The 19,092-nt window shown below is 71.6% G+C and carries 14 protein-coding genes; 6 read left to right on the plus strand and 8 right to left on the minus strand.

Annotation, left to right across the window (positions count from 1 at the left end):
* Positions 1-7: 7 nt before the first annotated feature.
* From uvrC to ACYVKZ_RS10750, 5 genes are all read right to left on the minus strand, one after another.
* Positions 8-1,936: an excinuclease ABC subunit UvrC gene (gene uvrC / locus ACYVKZ_RS10730; RefSeq protein ID WP_460992254.1), complete on the minus strand. Its 1,929-nt coding sequence runs from the start codon at positions 1,934-1,936 to the stop codon at positions 8-10.
* Between the two features lie 79 nt (positions 1,937-2,015).
* Positions 2,016-2,666, minus strand: coding sequence for a lysophospholipid acyltransferase family protein (locus tag ACYVKZ_RS10735; protein WP_460992453.1), 651 nt, complete (start codon positions 2,664-2,666; stop codon positions 2,016-2,018).
* 8 nt (positions 2,667-2,674) lie between these two features.
* Entirely contained in the window at positions 2,675-3,373 is a 699-nt protein-coding gene (locus ACYVKZ_RS10740) for an HAD hydrolase-like protein (protein ID WP_460992255.1), read from the minus strand.
* A 115-nt stretch (positions 3,374-3,488) separates the two neighbouring features.
* A complete protein-coding gene (uvrA, locus tag ACYVKZ_RS10745; RefSeq protein ID WP_460992454.1) occupies positions 3,489-6,368 on the minus strand; it encodes an excinuclease ABC subunit UvrA in 2,880 nt (959 codons plus the stop codon).
* Positions 6,369-6,516: 148 nt separating this feature from the next.
* A complete protein-coding gene (locus ACYVKZ_RS10750) occupies positions 6,517-6,912 on the minus strand; it encodes a GntR family transcriptional regulator (protein WP_460992256.1) in 396 nt (131 codons plus the stop codon).
* A gap of 36 nt (positions 6,913-6,948) precedes the next feature.
* On the opposite strand from ACYVKZ_RS10750, the gene ACYVKZ_RS10755 reads away from it, so the two are divergent.
* Together ACYVKZ_RS10755 and ACYVKZ_RS10760 are read left to right on the plus strand one after the other, a co-directional pair.
* Positions 6,949-7,599, plus strand: coding sequence for an MBL fold metallo-hydrolase (locus tag ACYVKZ_RS10755; protein WP_460992257.1), 651 nt, complete (start codon positions 6,949-6,951; stop codon positions 7,597-7,599).
* 5 nt (positions 7,600-7,604) lie between these two features.
* On the plus strand, positions 7,605-8,513 hold the full coding sequence (locus ACYVKZ_RS10760) for an amidohydrolase family protein (protein WP_460992258.1): 909 nt from the start codon (positions 7,605-7,607) through the stop codon (positions 8,511-8,513).
* Here ACYVKZ_RS10760 and ACYVKZ_RS10765 read toward each other — a convergent pair.
* Positions 8,510-9,316 carry a trans-aconitate 2-methyltransferase gene (locus ACYVKZ_RS10765; protein ID WP_460992259.1) on the minus strand — a complete coding sequence of 269 codons (807 nt, stop codon included), beginning with the start codon at positions 9,314-9,316 and terminating at the stop codon, positions 8,510-8,512. The genes ACYVKZ_RS10760 and ACYVKZ_RS10765 overlap by 4 nt on opposite strands.
* A 34-nt stretch (positions 9,317-9,350) precedes the next feature.
* On the opposite strand from ACYVKZ_RS10765, the gene ACYVKZ_RS10770 reads away from it, so the two are divergent.
* Genes ACYVKZ_RS10770 through ACYVKZ_RS10785 form a run of 4 tightly spaced genes read left to right on the plus strand, consistent with a single transcriptional unit; the run spans position 9,351 to position 15,382 of the window.
* Entirely contained in the window at positions 9,351-11,912 is a 2,562-nt protein-coding gene (locus ACYVKZ_RS10770) for a DEAD/DEAH box helicase (protein WP_460992260.1), read from the plus strand.
* A 10-nt stretch (positions 11,913-11,922) separates the two neighbouring features.
* Entirely contained in the window at positions 11,923-12,447 is a 525-nt protein-coding gene (locus ACYVKZ_RS10775) for a GNAT family N-acetyltransferase (RefSeq protein WP_460992261.1), read from the plus strand.
* A gap of 8 nt (positions 12,448-12,455) precedes the next feature.
* Positions 12,456-13,808, plus strand: coding sequence for an alpha/beta fold hydrolase (locus ACYVKZ_RS10780; RefSeq protein WP_460992455.1), 1,353 nt, complete (start codon positions 12,456-12,458; stop codon positions 13,806-13,808).
* A gap of 44 nt (positions 13,809-13,852) precedes the next feature.
* Positions 13,853-15,382 carry an HNH endonuclease signature motif containing protein gene (locus ACYVKZ_RS10785; protein WP_460992262.1) on the plus strand — a complete coding sequence of 510 codons (1,530 nt, stop codon included), beginning with the start codon at positions 13,853-13,855 and terminating at the stop codon, positions 15,380-15,382.
* A gap of 112 nt (positions 15,383-15,494) precedes the next feature.
* Here ACYVKZ_RS10785 and ACYVKZ_RS10790 read toward each other — a convergent pair whose 3' ends face one another.
* Both ACYVKZ_RS10790 and uvrB read right to left on the minus strand, forming a co-directional pair.
* Positions 15,495-16,901 carry an MFS transporter gene (locus tag ACYVKZ_RS10790; RefSeq protein ID WP_460992263.1) on the minus strand — a complete coding sequence of 469 codons (1,407 nt, stop codon included), beginning with the start codon at positions 16,899-16,901 and terminating at the stop codon, positions 15,495-15,497.
* Positions 16,894-19,002 carry an excinuclease ABC subunit UvrB gene (gene uvrB / locus ACYVKZ_RS10795; protein WP_460992264.1) on the minus strand — a complete coding sequence of 703 codons (2,109 nt, stop codon included), beginning with the start codon at positions 19,000-19,002 and terminating at the stop codon, positions 16,894-16,896. Before uvrB ends, ACYVKZ_RS10790 begins: the two co-directional genes overlap by 8 nt.
* Positions 19,003-19,092: the final 90 nt, after the last annotated feature.

Genomic DNA, 19,092 nt, shown 5'->3' on the forward strand with positions numbered 1-19,092 from the left:
AGCCTAGCTAAGACTCCACGATTTCGCCGGTGGCGTAATTGACCGCGGGTGCGGGCTGCTCCACGCCGTGGAGGCGGCCGTGGATGGCCGCCGCGAGGGACGGGCCCACCCCGTTCACATCCGTGATCTCGGTGACCGACGCTGCGCGGAGGCGCTTGAGCGAGCCGAAGTGGGCCAGCACGGCCTTCTGCCGGGCGGGGCCGAGCCCGGGGACCTCGTCGAGGATCGACGCGGTCATCGACTTCGCGCGCCGCTGCCGGTGGAACGTGATGGCGAAGCGGTGCGCCTCGTCGCGGATGCGCTGGAGCAGGTAGAGGCCCTGCGAGGCCCTGGGCAGGATGACGGGGAAGTCGCCCTCCGGGAGCCAGACCTCCTCGAGCCGCTTGGCGAGGCCCACCACGCGGACCTCGTCTCCGATGCCGAGCTCGGCGAGGGCCCGGACCGCGGCCGTCACCTGGGGCTGGCCGCCGTCCACCACGACCAGGTTGGGCGGGTAGGCGAACTTGCCGCTGTCCCTCTCCTCGACCGGCCGTTCGCGCTCGGCGAGGTAGTTGCGGAAGCGGCGGGTCAGGACGTCGTGCATCGCCGCCGTGTCGTCACGGGCGGCCTCGCCCGTGATCGTGAACTTGCGGTACTCGCTCTTCTTCGTCAGGCCGTCCTCGACCACGACCATCGAGGCCACGACGTTGGTGCCCTGGACGTGGGAGATGTCGAAGGACTCGATGCGCAGCGGCGGCTCGGGCAGCTCGAGGGCCTCCTGGAGCTCCTGAAGGGCGAGGGAGCGGGTCGTGATGTCCCCCGCGCGGCGGCTCTTGTGCAGCCGCAGTGCCTGGACCGCGTTCTCGCGCACGGTCCCCAGCAGGGCGGCCTTGTCGCCCCGCTGCGGCACCCGGACCTCGACGCGGGCCCCGCGCAGGCCCGTGAGCCACAGGCCGAGCTCGTCGGCGTCCTCGGGCATGACGGGGACGAGCACTTCCCGCGGGAGCCTCCCGTTCGTCTGCTCCTCGTCGCCGTAGACCTGCTGGAGCAGGTGCCCCACGAGGGCCTCGGGGGTGGTGTCCTCGACCTTCTCCACGATCCACCCACGCTGGCCGCGGATCCGGCCGCCGCGGACGTGGAACACCTGCACGGCGGCCTCGAGCTCGTCTTCCTCGACGGCGAAGACGTCCGCGTCGGTCTCCTCGGAGAGGACCACGGCATTGCGCTCGAACACCTTCCGCATGGCCACGATGTCGTCCCGCAGCCGCGCGGCGTTCTCGTAGTCGAGGTCGGCGACGGCGTCCGCCATCTTCCGCTCGAGCCCGGTGATGAAGCGCCGGGCCTCCCCGCCCATGAAGGCGCAGAAGTCGTCGGCGAGGGCCCGGTGGTCCTCCTCGCTGATGCGGCCCACGCAGGGGGCGGAGCACTTGTCGATGTAGCCGAGCAGGCACGGGCGTCCGCTCTGCTCGGCGCGGCGGAAGACGCCCGCGCTGCACGACCGCACCGGGAAGACGCGCAGGAGGGTGTCCATGGTCTCGCGGATGGCGCCCGCCGTGTAGGGCCCGAAGTAGCGGGTGCCCTTGCGCCGCTCGCCCCGCATGACCATGACCCGGGGGTACTTCTCCCCCATCGTGACCGCGAGGTAAGGGTAGGTCTTGTCGTCGCGGAAGGCGAGGTTGTAGCGGGGCCGGAACTCCTTGATCCAGGTGTACTCGAGCTGGAGGGCCTCGAGCTCGCTCCCGACCACCGTCCACTCCACGCTCGCGGCCGTGTGGACCATCGCATAGGTCTTGGGCAGGAGCGTCGCCGGCCGGGCGAAGTAGGAGGTCAGTCGCTGGCGGAGGTTCTTGGCCTTGCCGACGTAGATGACCCGCCCATGCGGGTCCCGGAAGCGGTAGACGCCAGGGTCGGTGGGGATGTCCCCGGTCCTGGGCCGGTAGCTCGCTGGATCTGCCACCGCTCCAGTCTAGGAGAGTCTGCGCGCCCTCCCGTCCGCGTGGCCGGGCTCGCGAGGGCGGGGTGCGGTGCCGCGCCCGCTAGTGCGCCGGCGGCTTGTTGTAGCCGGCAGCCCGCTCCTGGCCGCTGAGCGCCGCGATGGCGTCCATGATCTGGTCGGTGGCCTCGCGGCGCAGCGGCAGGGAGTGGTCCGGGCCGGTCTTCTCGAACCACAGGGGCTCGCCGACGCGCATCTCGAAGTGCTGGGGCCGGATGGCGTTCCTGCCGGCGGGCTGGAGGTTCTCCGTGCCGACGAGCCCGACCGGGACCACGGGGGCCCCGGTCGTGAGCGCGAGCCAGCCCACGCCGGTCCGGCCGCGGTAGAGGAGCCCGTCGCGGGAGCGGGTGCCCTCGGGGTAGATGCCGATCGCGTCGCCCTGGTCGAGGATGTCGAGCAGCGTCTTGAGCGCGGCCACGCTCGCGGCCTGCTCGCCGCGCTCCACCGGGATCGATCCCACGCCCTCGAAGAAGGCCTTCATGAGCTTGCCCTTGACGCCCTTGCCGGTGAAGTACTCGGCCTTCGCGAAGAACGCGACGCCGCGGGGCATGAGCGCCTGGATGATGACGGAGTCGAGGAAGGAGAGGTGGTTGGAGGCCACGATGAAGGGACCGCTCTCCGGGACGTTCTCCAGTCCCGTGACGGTGGGGCGGCAGAGGCCGCCGATGAGGCCCCGGATGCTCTGCCGGGTCATGGAGTAGATCAGCACGTGGCGGCCTCCGGTGCGCGGTGGAGCACGACGTCGATCGCCCGCCCGAGCTCGTCGGCGTCGCCGACCGCGGCGGCCAGGTCGAGGGACGCGAGTTCGCCCTCGGGCGCAAAGCCCCAGCGGACGCCGATGCAGGGAACGCCGTTGGCGGCCGCGCCGGCCGCATCGTGCCGCCGGTCCCCGATCATGACCGAGCGCCTGGGGCTGCCGTGGTTGGTCTCGAGGGCCGCCCGGACGATCCCGGCCTTCCCGTCCGTGGCGGGCGGGAGCGTCTCGTCGTCGGGCGCGCCGTGGATGCTGTGGAAGTGGACATCGAGGCCGTGGGTGCGCAGGAGGCGCTCGGCGAGGTTCTGCGGCTTCTGGGTGGCGACCGCGAGGTGCACGCCCTCGGCGCGCAGGCGGACGAGCAGCTCGGGGATGCCGGGGTAGGGCCGGCTCTGGCCCATCCCGTGCGAGATGTAGCGCTGCCGGTAGCTGTGGACGACCGCCGGGAGCGTCTCCTCGGGCACGTCGGCGAGCCGGTGCAGGGACTCCTGCAGAGGCGGTCCCACCATGCTCGAGAGGGTCTCGTCATCGGGGACGGGCAGGCCCTGGGCCCCGAGGGCGAAGGCGATGCCGCCGGTGATGCTCCCCGCCGGGTCGATGAGGGTTCCGTCCAGATCGAAGATCGCGAGCGCGGGGCTGTCAGTCACCGGGACAGTCTCGCACATCGTCTCCGCCGGACCGAAACCAACACCCGCATGCCATGAACGCCGCGGCATGGACCATCCGGTCCATGCCGCGGCGCTCATGTTCGGGCCTGGGTGGCTAACCTTCGCCGCCGAGGATCTCGGCGAGGAACGTGCCGGTGTAGCTGCCCTCCACCCGCGACACCTGCTCGGGCGTGCCGGTGGCCACGATGCGGCCGCCGCCCGAGCCGCCGTTCGGGCCGAGGTCGATGATCCAGTCCGCGCTCTTGATGACGTCGAGGTTGTGCTCGATCGTGATGACCGTGTTGCCCTTCTCGACGAGGGACTGCAGGACGAGGAGCAGCTTGCGGATGTCCTCGAAGTGCAGGCCGGTGGTCGGCTCGTCGAGGACGTAGGCGCTGCGCCCGTTGGAGCGCTTCTGGAGCTCGGCGGCGAGCTTGACACGCTGGGCCTCGCCGCCGGAGAGGGTCGTGGCCGGCTGCCCGAGCCGGACGTAGCCGAGGCCCACGTCGACCAGGGTGTTCAGGTGCCGCGCGATCGGGGTGAATGCCGAGAAGAACTCGGCGGCCTCGTCGATCGGCATGTTCAGCACGTCCGCGATGGTCTTGCCCTTGTAGTGCACCTCGAGGGTCTCGCGGTTGTAGCGGGCACCGTGGCACACCTCGCAGGGCACGTACACGTCCGGGAGGAAGTTCATTTCGATCTTGATGGTGCCGTCGCCGCTGCAGGCCTCGCAGCGGCCGCCCTTGACGTTGAACGAGAAGCGGCCGGGCATGTAGCCGCGGACCTTCGCCTCGTTCGTCTCGGCGAACAGCTTCCGGATGTGGTCGAACACACCCGTGTAGGTCGCGGGGTTGGACCGCGGGGTGCGCCCGATCGGGCTCTGGTCGACGTGGATGACCTTGTCGAGGTGCTCGAGGCCCTCGACGCGCGTGTGGCGGCCGGCCACCTGCTTGGCACCGTTGAGGCGGTTGGCGAGCACCTTGTAGAGGATGTCGTTGACGAGCGTGGACTTCCCGGACCCGCTCACGCCGGTGACCGCGGTGAGCACCCCGAGGGGGAAGGCGATGTCGACACCCTGCAGGTTGTGCTCGCGCGCCCCCACGACCTTGAGCTGGCGCTTGCGGTCCACCTTGCGGCGCTTGGCCGGGATTTCGATGGAGCGCCGCCCGGAGAGGTAGTCCCCGGTGAGGGACGCCGTGTTGGCCTTGAGGTCCTCGAGAGTGCCGGAGTGGACGACCTCTCCCCCGTGCTCGCCCGCGCCCGGACCGATGTCGACGATCCAGTCGGCCTCGTGGATCGTGTCCTCGTCGTGCTCGACGACGATGAGCGTGTTCCCGAGGTCGCGGAGCCGGGTGAGGGTCTCGATGAGCCGGCGGTTGTCGCGCTGGTGCAGGCCGATGCTGGGCTCGTCCAGGACGTACAGGACTCCGACGAGGCCGGAGCCGATCTGGGTCGCGAGCCTGATGCGCTGCGCCTCGCCGCCGGAGAGCGTTCCGGCCGCGCGCTCGAGGTTGAGGTACTCGAGCCCCACGTCGAGGAGGAAGCGGAGGCGCGCGTCGATCTCCTTGAGCACCTGCGCCGCGATCTGCTCCTCGCGCCGCGTGAGGTCGAGCGTGGCGAGGAAGGTCCTCGCCTCCTGGAGCGGCAGCCTGCTGACGTCGGCGATGGACCGCCCGCCGACCAGGACCGAGAGCGAGGCGGGGTTCAGCCGCGCGCCACCGCACTCGGGGCACGGGATCTCCCGCATGTACTCCTCGTACCGGTCGCGGGCAGAGTCCGACTCGGTCTCGAGGTGCTTGCGCTGGATGTAGGCGACGGCCCCCTCGAACCCGGTGCTGTACTTGCGCTCCCGGCCGAACCGGTTGCGGTACTGGACGACGACCTTGTGGTCCTTGCCGAACAGCACCGAGTCGCGGGCGTACTCCGGCAGGCTGTGCCACGGGGTGGTCATCGAGAAGCCCAGCTCGTCGGCGAGGCCCGCGAGGAGCCTCGTCCAGTACTCCTGGGTCGCCGTGCCCAGCGACCAGGGGGCGATCGCGCCCTCGGAGAGGCTCAGCTGCGCGTCGGGCACGACGAGGTCGACATCGACCTCGAGCTTGGTGCCGATGCCGGTGCACGCCGGGCAGGCGCCGAACGGGTTGTTGAAGGAGAAGGAGCGCGGCTCGATCTCGTCGATCGCGAGGGGATGCTCGTTGGGGCACGCGAGGTGCTCCGAGAACGCCCGCAGCCGCACGTCGTCGTCCTCGTCGAGGTCCACGAAATCGGCGAGGACGCGCCCCTCGGCAAGCCCGAGCGCCGTCTCCACCGAATCGGCGAGGCGCTGGCGGACGCCCTCCTTGACCACGAGCCGGTCGATGACGACCTCGATGGTGTGCTTGAACTGCTTGCCGAGCTTGGGGGGATCGGAGAGCTGCACGAGCGAGCCGTCGACCCGGGCCCGGGAGTAGCCCTTGGCGGCCAGCTCCTTGAACAGGTCCACGAACTCGCCCTTGCGGCCGCGCACCACGGGGGCGAGCAGCTGGAAGCGGGTGCCCTCCGGCATCTCGAGGAGCTGGTCGACGATCTGCTGCGGGGTCTGGCGGGTGACCGGCTCGTGGCAGATCGGGCAGTGCGGGCGCCCGACGCGCGCCCAGAGGAGGCGCATGTAGTCGTAGATCTCGGTGATCGTGCCCACCGTCGAGCGGGGGTTCTTGCTCGTGGACTTCTGGTCGATCGACACGGCCGGGGAGAGGCCCTCGATGAAGTCGACATCGGGCTTGTCCACCTGGCCGAGGAACTGGCGGGCGTAGGCGGAGAGGGACTCTACGTACCGGCGCTGGCCCTCGGCGAAGATCGTGTCGAAGGCGAGCGAGGACTTCCCCGAACCCGAGAGCCCGGTGAAGACGATCATCGCGTCGCGCGGCAGGTCCAGGCTGACGTTGCGGAGGTTGTGCTCGCGGGCGCCCTTGACGACGAGGCGGGACTGGTCGTGCGGCGTCAGGCTGTCCTGCAGCACGGCAGCGGCCGTGGCAGGCCCCGTCCGCTCGCCATCCAGGACGTTCTCCTGCTCGGACGTGGACTCGTTGAGTGTGGGCAGACTCTGCACCTGACTATGCTAGTGGACCGGATCGAAATTCGAAAATGTCTTCGATGTGACCTTGGGCTCACCCGGCCTGCGGGCGGTCCCTGGCGGCATAGGCCGCGGTGACCAGGGCGACCGCCTCGGCGAGCGAGCAGCCCCGCGCTGCCGCGGTGCCCGCGAAGGCCGCCGCGGCCGCCGCGAGCTCCTCGTCCCGCTGGCCCCGGGGGGCCACCGTGGTGCCTGCCCGCCCTGCCGTCGCGAGGACGCCGGCCTCCTCGAGTTCGCGGTAGGCGCGCGCCACGGTGTGGGGCGCGACCCCGAGCTCGCCCGCGAGCGCGCGCACCGACGGGAGCTTCGCGCCGACCCCCAGGCCGCCCTCGTCCACGAGCGCCAGGATGTGCCGGCGGAGCTGCTCGAAGAGCGGCACGGCCAGCTCCGCGTTGGGGCGCCACCACCCCGGGAAATCACCCACTGCCATTGGCCCAGCGTAGCGAAGCCGCCTAGGGTGGCGTCCATGAGCACCCTCGTGAAAGACCTCGGGCGCGTCACGGTGCGCCGGATCTCCGTCAGCGACATGGACAACAACGTCTACCTCATCACGGCGAAGGCCTCCGGGGCCCAGGTCCTCATCGACGCCGCCGACGACCTTCCGGCCATCCGCACCCTGCTCGCGGAGGGCGCGGCGGACGCGGACGCCCCCGCGAAGCTCGCCCTGATCGCGACGACGCACCAGCACTGGGACCACGTGCGCGCGCTCGAGGGGCTCGTCGAGGAGACGGGCGCCCCGGTCGCCGCCGGCCGGCAGGACGTGGCCGGGATCCCTGCCCCAGTGGGCGTGGTCCTCGACCACGGCGACGTGGGCACCTTCGACGGGTTCGAGCTCACCGCCGTCCACCTGCGCGGGCACACGCCGGGATCGATCGCCTATGTGCTGTCCGAGGCCGGCTCTGCGCCCCTCATCTTCTCGGGCGACTCGCTCTTCCCCGGCGGCGTGGGGAACACGCAGAAGGACCCCGACCGCTTCGCGCTCCTCTACGGCGACGTCGTCGAGCGCCTCTTCGGCGCCTACCCGGACGAGTCCGAGGTCCACCCCGGGCACGGGAAGCCCACCACGCTCGGCGCCGAGCGGCCGCACCTGGCCGAGTGGAAGGAGCGGGGCTGGTAGTCCGCATGCGCGCCGCTCCCGGTCCGGCCACGGACGCCGAGATCCCCGCCTACCTGGAACGCCTCGGCATCCCGGCACTCGCCGACGTCCACGTGCACTTCCTCCCCCCGACCATGCTGGAGAAGGTCTGGGCCTACTTCGATGCGGCGGAGGACCGGTACGGCTGGGCGTGGCCGATCGCCTACCGGGCCGACGAGGAGGAGCGCCTGCGGGTCGCGCGCAGCCTCGGAATGGCGGCGATCCCCGCGCTCACGTACGCGCACAAGCCGGGCATGGCCGCCTGGCTCAACGACTGGTGCGCCGACTTCGCCCGGCGGATCCCCGACGCGGTCCACTGCGGCACGCTGTACCCGGAGCCGGAGGCGGGCGACTACGTCGGCCGCGCGCTCGCGGCGGGGGCGCGCCTGTTCAAGGTCCACCTGCAGGTGGGCGGGTTCGGACCGGATGATCCGCTGCTCGAGCCGGCCTGGGCCCAGCTCGAGGAGGCCGGGGTGCCCGTGGTCATGCACGCGGGGTCCAGGCCGCTCCCCGGGGAGTTCACCGGGCCGCAGCGGGTCCGGGTCCTCCTGGACCGGCACCCCCGGCTCACCCTCGTGGTCGCGCACCTGGGCATGCCGGAGTACTGGGAGTTCGCCGACCTCGCGGCCGCCTACCCCAACGTGCACCTCGACACGACTATGTCCGCCACGGACTTCACCGAGCGGTTCGCGCCGCTCCCGGACGGCTTCCCGGACCGGCTCGCCGAGCTGGCGGACCGGGTGGTCCTGGGCTCCGACTTCCCGAACATCCCGTATCCCTACGCCCACCAGCTCGACGCGCTCGCGCGCCTGGGCCTCGGCGACGAGTGGATGCGCAAGGTCCTGTGGGAGAACGGCGCGCGGCTCCTGGGCCTCGGAGGGCAGGCCGGGGCCTAGTGCCGCCCGGGCCGGCGCCCCACGCAGAAGATCCGGCGGAAGGGGTAGACGGTCGTGAGGACCCCGTCCCGCTCGGACGAGGGGTACGCGTCGTAGAGGAGCTGGTTGTACTGCTCCTCGAACTGGGCGGCCTCGTCGGGAGAGAGCGCATCGAGCACCGGGCGCAGGCCCGTCCCGCGCACCCAGTTCAGGACGGCGTCCTCCCCGGTGAGCACCTGGCAGTACGTCGTCTCCCACACGTCTGCCTCCCACCCTGCGTCGAGCATGAGCCCGAGGTAGGTGCGCGGCTCGGACACGGGGTCGGTGTGGCGGAGCACCCCGCGCAGGCGGTGGTCCCACTGCGAGGACTCTGCCAGCTCGCGCATGAGGGCGTGGGAGGGGGCCGCGAAGTTGCCGGGCACCTGGACCGCCAGCCACGCGCCGGGCCCCAGCTGCTCGAGCCAGCGGCCCATGAGGCCCTGGTGGCCGGGCACCCAGTGGAGGGCGGCGTTCGAGACGACCACGTCGACGTCGTCCTCCGGCTCCCAGTGCAGGATGTCGCCCTGCCGGAACGAGAGCCGGTCGTGTCCCGCGAAGCGCGAACGGGCGGCGTCGAGCATCTCCTGCGAGCTGTCCAGCCCCTCCACGAGCGCGTCAGGCCAGCGCTCGGCGAGGGTGGCGGTGAGCTCGCCCGGACCGCAGCCGAGGTCGACGACGCGGCGGGGCGCCTCGGCCGCGATGCGTCCGGTGAGGTCGTGGAAGGGCCTCGAGCGATGGTCCCCGAAGGCGGTGTAGAGGGCCGGGTCCCACGTGGGCGAACTCATGGGACCACGCTAATCCGGATAGTCTGGGGGCGCCATGCGACTCGACACCCTGATCCCCGCGCCGTCCTCCCGCCCCGACTCCGGACAGTCCATGCCAGACGAGGTCTACGACGCGTTCGTCGGATGGGCGGAGGCCCGCGGGCTCTCCCTCTATCCCGCGCAGGAGGAGGCGGTGCTCGAGATCGTCTCCGGCTCGAACGTTATCCTCGCGACGCCCACGGGTTCCGGCAAGTCCCTCGTGGCCGTCGCCGCGCACTTCCACGGCCTCGCGACGGGCCAGCGCAGCTACTACACCGCGCCGATCAAGGCGCTCGTGTCGGAGAAGTTCTTCGCGCTGTGCGAGATCTTCGGCGCCGAGAACGTCGGCATGGTCACGGGCGACTCCTCGGTGAACCCGGATGCCCCGATCATCTGCTGCACCGCCGAGATCCTCGCCAACCATGCCCTCCGCCTCGGCGACGCCGCCGAACTCGGGCCGGTGGTCATGGACGAGTTCCACTTCTACTCGGACCCGCAGCGCGGCTGGGCCTGGCAGGTGCCCCTCCTCGAGCTCCCCCAGGCCCAGTTCCTCCTCATGAGCGCCACCCTCGGGGACGTGGCCCGCTTCGAGCGCGAGCTCACCGAGCGCACCGGGCGGACGACGACGGTGGTCGCCCACGCGGAACGGCCCATCCCGCTGCACTACTACTACGAGGAGAAGCCCGTCCACGAGACGCTCGAGGAGCTGCTCGCGACGAAGCAGGTCCCCGTCTATGTGGTGCACTTCAGCCAGCTCGAGGCGATCGAGCGGGCCCAGCAGCTCATGAGCGTGAACATGTGCACCCGCGAGGAGAAGGACCGGATCGCCGAGCTGATCGCCGGATTCCGGTTCGCAGCCGGCTTCGGCAAGGCCCTCAACCGCCTCGTGCGGCACGGCATCGGCGTCCACCACGCGGGCATGCTGCCCAAGTACCGCCGCCTCGTCGAGCAGCTCGCCCAAGCCGGCCTGCTCAAGGTCATCTGCGGCACGGACACCCTCGGCGTCGGCATCAACGTGCCCATCCGCACCGTCCTGCTCACCGCGCTGAGCAAGTTCGACGGCACCCGCACCCGCCACCTCAACGCCCGGGAGTTCCACCAGATCGCCGGGCGCGCGGGGCGGGCCGGGTACGACACGGCGGGGACCGTCGTCGTGCAGGCCCCGGAGCACGTCGTGGAGAACAACCGGGCCATGGAAAAGGCCCGGGCGAAGTTCGGCGACGATGCGCGCAAGCTCCGCCAGGTCGTGAAGAAGAAGCCGCCCGAGGGGTTCGTCTCCTGGGGCCGCCCCACGTTCGAGAAGCTCGTCGAGGCCGCCCCCGAGCCGCTGACCTCGAGCTTCACTGTGACCCACGCGATGCTCCTGAACCTCATGGCGCGGCCCGGCAATCCCTTCACGGCGGCGCACCGGCTCCTCACCGAGAACCACGAGCCCCGGCCCGTCCAGCTGCGCCTCATGCGCCGGGCCCTCGGCATCCTCCGCGAGCTCCTGGCCGCCGGAGTGGTCGAGCGGATCCCCGAGGACGAGCTCACCGACGCCCAGCGCGCGAGCGGGCACACGCTGCGGCTGACCGTGGACCTGCAGGAGAACTTCGCCCTCAACCAGCCGCTCTCCCCCTTCGCGCTCGCGGCGCTGGACCTCCTGGACCCGGAGTCGCCGTCGTACGCGCTCGACGTGGTCTCCATGATCGAGGCGACCCTCGAGAAGCCGCGGCAGATCCTCTCGGCCCAGCTCAAGCGCGCCAAGACCGAGGCGGTCGCCGCGATGAAGGCCGAGGGCATGGAGTACACGGAGCGGATGAACGCGCTCGACGCCGTCACCTACCCCGAGCCGCTCAAGGAGCTGCTCGAGGCCGCGTTCGAGACGTACCGCCGGCACGCGCCCTGGGTGGGCGACTTCGAGCTCGCGCCCAAGTCCGTGGTCCGCGACATGTACGAGCGGGCCATGGACTTCGGCGAGTTCGTCCAGTTCTACGGGCTCGCCCGCAGCGAGGGGATCGTGCTGCGGTACCTCACGGACGCGTTCAAGGCCCTGCGCCAGACGGTCCCGCAGGACGCGCTGCGGGAGGACCTCGAGGACCTCATCGCCTGGCTCGGCGAGCTGGTCCGCCAGGTCGACTCCTCGCTCCTGGACGAATGGGAGGAGCTCACGAGCGGCAAGGACCTGCACGCCCACGATGCGCCGCCCCCTCCCCCGCCGGCACTCACCTCCAACGTCCGGGCCTTCCGGGTCATGGTGCGCAACGAGCTCTTCCGCAGGGTCGAGCTCTTCGCCGACGAGGACTCCGACGCGCTCGCCGCGCTGGACAGCGAGGCGGGCTTCGGCGTCGCGGAATGGGAGAGCGCCCTGGACGGCTACTTCGACGAGCACGAGGACATCGGCACCGGACCGGATGCGCGCGGCCCGCAGCTGCTCATCATCGACGAGGGGCCCGGCGTGTGGCACGTGCGGCAGATCTTCGACGACCCCGCCGGGAACCGGGACTGGGGCTTCTCTGCCGACGTCGACCTGGCCGCGAGCGATGCGGCGGGCAGCGCCGTCATCCGTCTGACCTCCGTGGGGCGGCTCGGGGGCTAAGTTGGGAGGCATGAGCGTTTCCACCACCGCCCTCCTCCGGCCAGCCGAGGCCGCCGACATCCCCATCATCCTCGAACTCATCCACGAGCTCGCGGTCTACGAGAAGGAGCCGGACGCGGTCAAGAACACCGCCGAGGCCCTCACCGCGCAGCTCTTCGGCGAGAACCCGGCGATCTTCGCCCATGTGGTCGAGGACAGCGCCGGCGCCGGCTCGCCGGAGGTCATGGGCTTCGCCCTGTGGTTCCTCAACTACTCCACGTGGGAGGGCACCCACGGGATCTACCTCGAGGACCTCTACGTGCGCCCCGCCGCCCGCGGCCGGGGCTACGGGAAGGCGCTGCTGGCCGAGCTCGCGCGCATCGCCGTGGAGCGCGGCTACGCGCGCGTCGAGTGGGCCGTCCTGAAGTGGAACGAGCCCTCGATCGGCTTCTACCGCAGCCTCGGGGCCGTGCCGATGGAGGAATGGGACACGTTCCGCCTCACCGGCGGGGCGCTCGCGGAGTTCGGGGCCTCCGCCGCGGGGTCGGCGGGGTGAGCGCTACGGTGGGTGACCGGCGCCGCGGCGGCGCGGTGGCGGCGTCGTCCGCCCACCGCGTCCTCGGAGCGCACGCATTCCGCGGGATGCGCACCGTGGAGCACCTCTTCGCGGTGCCGCTGGACCACGGGCGCCCCGACGGGGAGCTGATCGAGGTGTTCGCCCGCGAGTACGTCTCCGCGGCCCACCCCGCCGACTCCGTGGAGCGCCTGCCGTGGCTCGTGTTCCTCCAGGGCGGCCCCGGCGGTCGGGGCGGACGCGTGACCGGCCTGAGCGGCTGGATGAAGGCCGCGGCGCGGGACTTCCGGATCCTCATGCTGGACCAGCGCGGCACCGGTCTCTCGACCCCCGCAGACCGGACCACGCTCCCCCGCCGGGGCGGCCCGGCCGAGCAGGCGGCCTACCTCGCACACTTCAGGGCCGACTCGATCGTGCATGACTGTGAGGCGGTCCGCCGCGAGCTCGGGTCGGGGCCGTGGACCGTGTTCGGGCAGAGCTTCGGCGGGTTCTGCACCCTCAGCTACCTCTCCTTCGCCCCGCAGGGCGTCCGGCGCGCGATCATCACCGGCGGGCTCGCGCCCCTGGACGGACCCGCCGAGCAGGTCTACCGCGCCACCTATGCGAGGGTCGCCGAACGCAATGCGGAGTACTTCGGCTGGTACCCGGACGACAGGGCACGGGTGGGCGAGGTCATGTCGCACCTGGGATCGGCCGACGAGCGGCTCGCGTCCGGCGAGCGGCTCACGCCCGAGCGGTTCCAGCTCGTCGGCAGCCTGCTGGGCGGCAACACGCGCGTGGACCAGCTCCACTACCTGCTCGAGGACGCCTTCACCCTCGGCGTGGGCGGCCCGCGCCTCTCCGACGGGTTCCTGGCCCAGGTGCACGCCCTCGTGACGCGGGCCCCGAACCCGCTCTACGCCGTGCTCCACGAGGCCATCTACGCCCAGGGCCAGGCCAGCGACTGGGCCGCGTGGAGGGTCCTGGAGGAGCATCCCGGATTCCGGCCGGACGCCGCGGAGCCGCTGCTGCTCGGCGAGATGGTGCTGCCCTGGTACTTCGAGCAGGACCCCGCGCTCGTGCCGCTCGCGGAGACCGCGCGGCTCCTGGCCGAGAAGTCCGACTGGGGCCCGCTGTACGATCCGGGCCGCCTCGCCGCGAACGACGTGCCGGTCGCCGCCGCCGTCTACCGCGACGACATCTTCGTGGACCGCGCCCTCTCCCTCGAGACGGCCGCCCGGGTCCGCGGAATCGACGTCTGGGAGACCGGCGACTTCCACCACGACGGGATCTCCGACGATGGCGAGGGCATCTTCGATCGCCTGCTGTCGATGGCCGATCCAGATCCCGCGCAGGGCGGGTGAGGGGGCCGCCGAGGAATGTCGGACCCCCGTGATGGGATCGCTCCATGGAGGGACACTGCGGTTCGGCGCACGACGGCGAGTGGTCGCCGCGGCAGGACCGTGCGCCGTGGTCACTCCCGCCGGAGGAGGCGGGCGATGATCCACGGGGCTGGGCGGAGGCATGGGACCCTGCTCCGGCCGGTGCTGAGGTCCTGACCGAGCCGGCTCGCCGGGCGGCCGAGCGGATATTCCGGGTGGACTCGCTCGTGGGCGGGCTCTCGGTGTGCCGGGCGATGGAGTCCCAGCTGCACGCCGACCGGGCCAAGGGCATCCGACGGATCGCGGTGCTGCTGGGCGCTGAATCGGCGGATCCGATGGAACGGCTCGAGGCCCCTTCGCTCACCGCGGCCGAGGTCGCCGCCGAGTTGTCACTGCCCGCACGCGCCGCCCGGGCGCTGGTCGCCGAGTGCCTGGCGCTTACGGAGCCGGTGGCCGAGCCTCTGCTCGCCGCACTCGACGACGGGCGCGTGGACCGGGAGCGGGCCAAGACTATCCTGGGCGCGGCGGCTCCGGTGCCCGAAGCAGCGGCCGCGGAGTTCATCGCTCGGGCTGTCCGCCTCGCCTCGGCGGACCGCTCGCCGGCCGAGGCTGCGGTCCGCGATGCGGTGCCATTATCGGTGCCGGCACTGCGGCGGTCCCTGCGGCGGCTCGCGGAGGAGTACTCCGCCGGCACCCTCGCCGCGCGGTCGCATGCGGCGCGCGAGCATCGTCGTGTCGAGATTGATCCCTGCGACGACGGGATGTGCTGCCTCACCGCTTATCTTCCGCTAGCCGACGGCGCCATGATCGACACCAGGCTGCAGGCCATCGCCCGCGCCCAGCGCCCCGACGACCCCCGAACCGCGGCCCAGAAGCGCGCGGACGCGTTCACGGGCCTACTCCTCGCGCCGGTGTCGGGAGGCGGCAGTGCGCCCTTGGATACGGCGGCGGAGGGGTCGAGGAACACGTCCGAGCCGCGCGGCGGCGTGCGCATGGAGATCGTCGTGACTGTCCCGTACGGCACCGTCCTTCCCTGCGCCGGTCCCGCTGCACCTGGCTCCGCCACACCCGGCTCCTCGGCGGCAGGGCTGACCCTGGCGGATGCTCCTGCTGAGATCCAGGGCTACGGGCTCGTCGATGCCGAGACGGCGCGGTCAGTGGCGGCCCACGCGGCCACGTGGGTGGGCGCTGTCGTCGATCCGGACTCCGGCGTCCCCCTGGGGCTCGGCCGCACCCGCTACACGCCCCCAGCCGCACTGCGCCGCTATCTCGCGCTCAGAGACACCTGCTGCACCTTCCCAGGGTGCGACGCCCCGCACCCGCGCACGGAGGCAGACCACATTCACGAGTGGTCACACGGCGGCAGCACAGATCCGGACAACCTCGCCCTTCTCTGCCCCGAGCACCACCGCCTCAAAACGCTCGGGCAGTGGACCGCGGAGCACGACGCCACGGCGGGCACGACGGTCTGGACCTCGCGCCTCGGCCGCACCCACATCACCCGCGGCAGACCCCCGGCACCACCGCCCCGGAAGGCGCTGCCTCCCCCGTTCTGAACTGCAGGAGGCCGGAAGAGCGCCGGCCGGTCCCTGCCCCGATCCGCGCGTTCCCTCTGGGGCTGGCCGGTCCGTCGGGCCGCGTCGGTCCGCGTGAGCGGCAAGCCGTCCGTCAGGCCGGGTCGAAGCGGCGGCGCCGCGCCATGGACCTCGTGACGGCGAGGGCGAGCACGGCGACGCTCAGGACACCGGCTGCCAGAGCGAGTCCCTCGAACCCGATGAGTGCCATCGCGACGCCCGAGAGGGCGCCGCCGGCGGCGCCCGCGAGGCCCATGGCGGTGTCGCTCGCGCCCTGCGCCTGGACCCGGTGGACCGGTTCCACGCTCTCCGCCAGCAGCGCGGAGCCGGCGATCGTCGCCGCCGACCATCCGAGCCCGAGCAGCACGAGGCCCACGGCAACGGCCGCAGGACTCGGCGCCCCGACGGCCGCGACGGCGACGGCGAGCACCAGCACGCCATGGCCGCCTGCGAGCACCCGGCGCCGGCCGTAGCGGTCCGAGAGCCACCCCATGACCGGGGAGAGCGCATACATCCCGGCGATGTGCAGCGAGATCGTGAAGCCGATGAGAGCGAACGAATCGGTGCTCACGTGGCCCTCGTGGCCCATGCCCGCCATGGCGCCGACGGTGACCTGTTGGAGGTGCAGCGGAGTCATTGACATGACCGAGACCATGACGGCATGGGCGGCCACGACTCCGACGACGCCGAGGACGGCGTCGGGCGATGTCCGGATGGCGTGCACGCCGCCCCTGAGCGCGGCGGCCCACGGTTGGCCGCCCAGGCGCGCCGACCGGGGGTGGCCCCCGTCGGCGACGCCTTCCTGGACGCCGGCGCGGCGCCGGGCCTCGAGCAGCGGGTCGGGGCGCAGGCCGAACAGCAGGATCACGGCGGCCAGGGCCATGCCGGCGACGGAGATGACGAACGGCCCGGCCGTCTCGGGCAGGTGGAGGGCTGTGCCGAGGGCGGCGCCCGGCCGGATGAGGTTGGGGCCCGCGACCGCGCCCACGGTGATCGACCAGACGACGAGCGAGAGGTCCCGGCCGCGGTGGGCCGCCCCGGCGAGGTCGACGGCCGCGAAACGCGACTGGAGGTTCACGGCTGTCCCCACCCCGAGAAGCGCCCCTCCGGCCAGGAGCAGCGCCAAGGACGAGGTGACGGTCGAGAGCACGACCGCGAGCGAGCCGGCCATTGCGAGGGCGAGTCCCGAGACGAGCGCGGTGCGGCGGCCCCTCGCGGCGGCTAGGCCTGCCAGGGGCAGCGCCGCGACCGCGGCCGTGAGGGTCAGGACGGTCGTCACCGACCCGGCCCACGCGTCGGAGCCGCCGTACTGGACCGCGAGCAGGGAGCCGATCGCGAGCGTCGCCCCGTTCCCGAGACCGCTCAGCAGCTGTGCGGAGGCCAGCACTCCCACGGTCCTGCGCTGCACCCGGCGGTGCGCTGGGGAGGCCGGCTCGGCCGTGCCCGGCTGTGGCGTGGCCGGGCGGGCGGTACCCGGCTCCGGCGCGGCCGGCTCAGGCATGTCCGGCCGCCTGCATCTGGCGCAGCTCCTTCTTCAGGTCGGAGACCTCGTCCCTCAGCCGGGCCGCGAGCTCGAACTGGAGCTCCGCGGCGGCGCCGTGCATCTGCTCGGTCAGCTGAGCGATGAGCCCGATGAGGTCCTCGGCAGGGGCGGCCGCGACCCCGTCCTTGCGGACGGTCTCCTGCCCGGCCGCGACGGCCCGGGCGGCGGAGTACCCGCGCTTGCCCTTGCCGTAGTCGAACTGCTTGATCAGCTTCTCGGTGTCCTGGTCCTCGCGTGCGAGCTGGTCGGTGATGTCGGCGATCCGCTTGCGCAGGGGCTGGGGGTCGATCCCCCGCTCCTTGTTGAACGCCATCTGGATCTCGCGGCGGCGATTCGTCTCGTCGATCGCCTGGGCCATGGAGTCGGTGATCTTGTCCGCGTACATGTGCACCTGGCCGGAGACGTTGCGCGCCGCGCGGCCGATCGTCTGGATGAGCGACGTCGCGGAGCGCAGGAAGCCCTCCTTGTCGGCGTCGAGGATGCTCACGAGCGAGACCTCGGGCAGGTCCAGGCCCTCGCGCAGGAGGTTGATGCCCACCAGGACGTCGAACGTGCCGAGCCGCAGTTCGCGCAGGAGCTCGACGCGGCGGAGGGTGTCGACGTCGGAATGGAGGTACTGGACCTTGACGCCGTGGCCGAGCAGGTACTCCGTGAGGTCCTCGGCCATCCGCTTGGTGAGGGTCGTGACGAGCACGCGCTCGTCCCGTTCGACCCGGTCGCGGATCTCGCCGAGGAGGTCGTCGATCTGGCCCTTCGTCGGCTTGACCACCACCTCGGGGTCCACGAGGCCGGTGGGCCGGATGATCTGCTGCACCACGCCGTCGGCCTTGCCGAGCTCGTACTTCCCGGGGGTGGCGGAGAGGTAGATGGTCTGGCCGATCCGCTCGAGGAACTCGTCCCACTTCAGGGGGCGGTTGTCCATGGCGGAGGGCAGCCGGAAGCCGTGCTCGACGAGGGTGCGCTTGCGCGACATGTCCCCCTCGTACATGGCGCCGATCTGCGGGACGGTCACGTGGGACTCGTCGATGACGAGCAGGAAGTCGTCCGGGAAGTAGTCCAGGAGGCAGTGCGGGGCGGTGCCGGGGCCGCGGCCGTCGATGTGCCGGGAGTAGTTCTCGATGCCGTTGCAGAACCCCATCTGCTGCATCATCTCGAGGTCGTAGGTGGTGCGCATGCGCAGCCGCTGGGCCTCGACGAGCTTGTTCTGCGACTCGAGCAGCTGCAGCCGCTCGGCGAGCTCGTCCTCGATGCCCTGGATCGCCTTGGCCATCCGCTCGGGTCCGGCGACGTAGTGGCTCGCGGGGAAGACGTACATCTCCGTCTCCTCGCGGATCACCTCGCCCGTGAGGGGGTGCAGGGTGTGGATCGACTCGATCTCGTCGCCGAAGAACTCGATCCGCAGCGCCTGCTCCTCGTACATCGGGATGATCTCGACCGTGTCGCCCCGCACGCGGAAGGTGCCGCGGTGGAAGTCCATGTCGTTGCGCACGTACTGCATCGCGACGAACCGGCGCAGGAGCGCGTCCCGGTCCATCTCCATCCCGCGCCGCAGGGTGACCATCCCGGCGACGTACTCCTCGGGAGTGCCTAAGCCGTAGATGCACGAGACGGTCGCGACGACGACCACGTCGCGGCGCGTGAGCAGCGCGTTCGTCGCCGAGTGGCGCAGCCGCTCGACCTCCTCGTTGATCGAGGAGTCCTTCTCGATGTAGGTGTCCGACTGCGGCACGTAGGCCTCGGGCTGGTAGTAGTCGTAGTAGGAGACGAAGTACTCGACGGCGTTGTTGGGCAGGAGCTCGCGGAATTCGTTGGCGAGCTGCGCCGCGAGGGTCTTGTTCTGCACCATCACGAGGGTCGGGCGCTGGAGCTTCTCGATCACCCAGGCTGTCGTGGCGCTCTTGCCGGTGCCGGTGGCGCCGAGGAGCACCACGTCCTTCTCCCCGTTCTGGATGCGCTCCGCGATCTCGGCGATCGCGGTCGGCTGGTCCCCTGCCGGCTGGTACTCGCTGATCACCTCGAAGGGCGCGACGACGCGGTTGATCTCCTGGGCAAGGCTCATGGTCCCAATCTACGCCGGGCAGCGGACAGCCGGTGTCCGCAGGGCGGCGCGATCGCCGTGGGCTGACACCGGGGCCCGGGGGGCCGGTGC

The organism is Sinomonas soli (genome assembly GCF_054782415.1).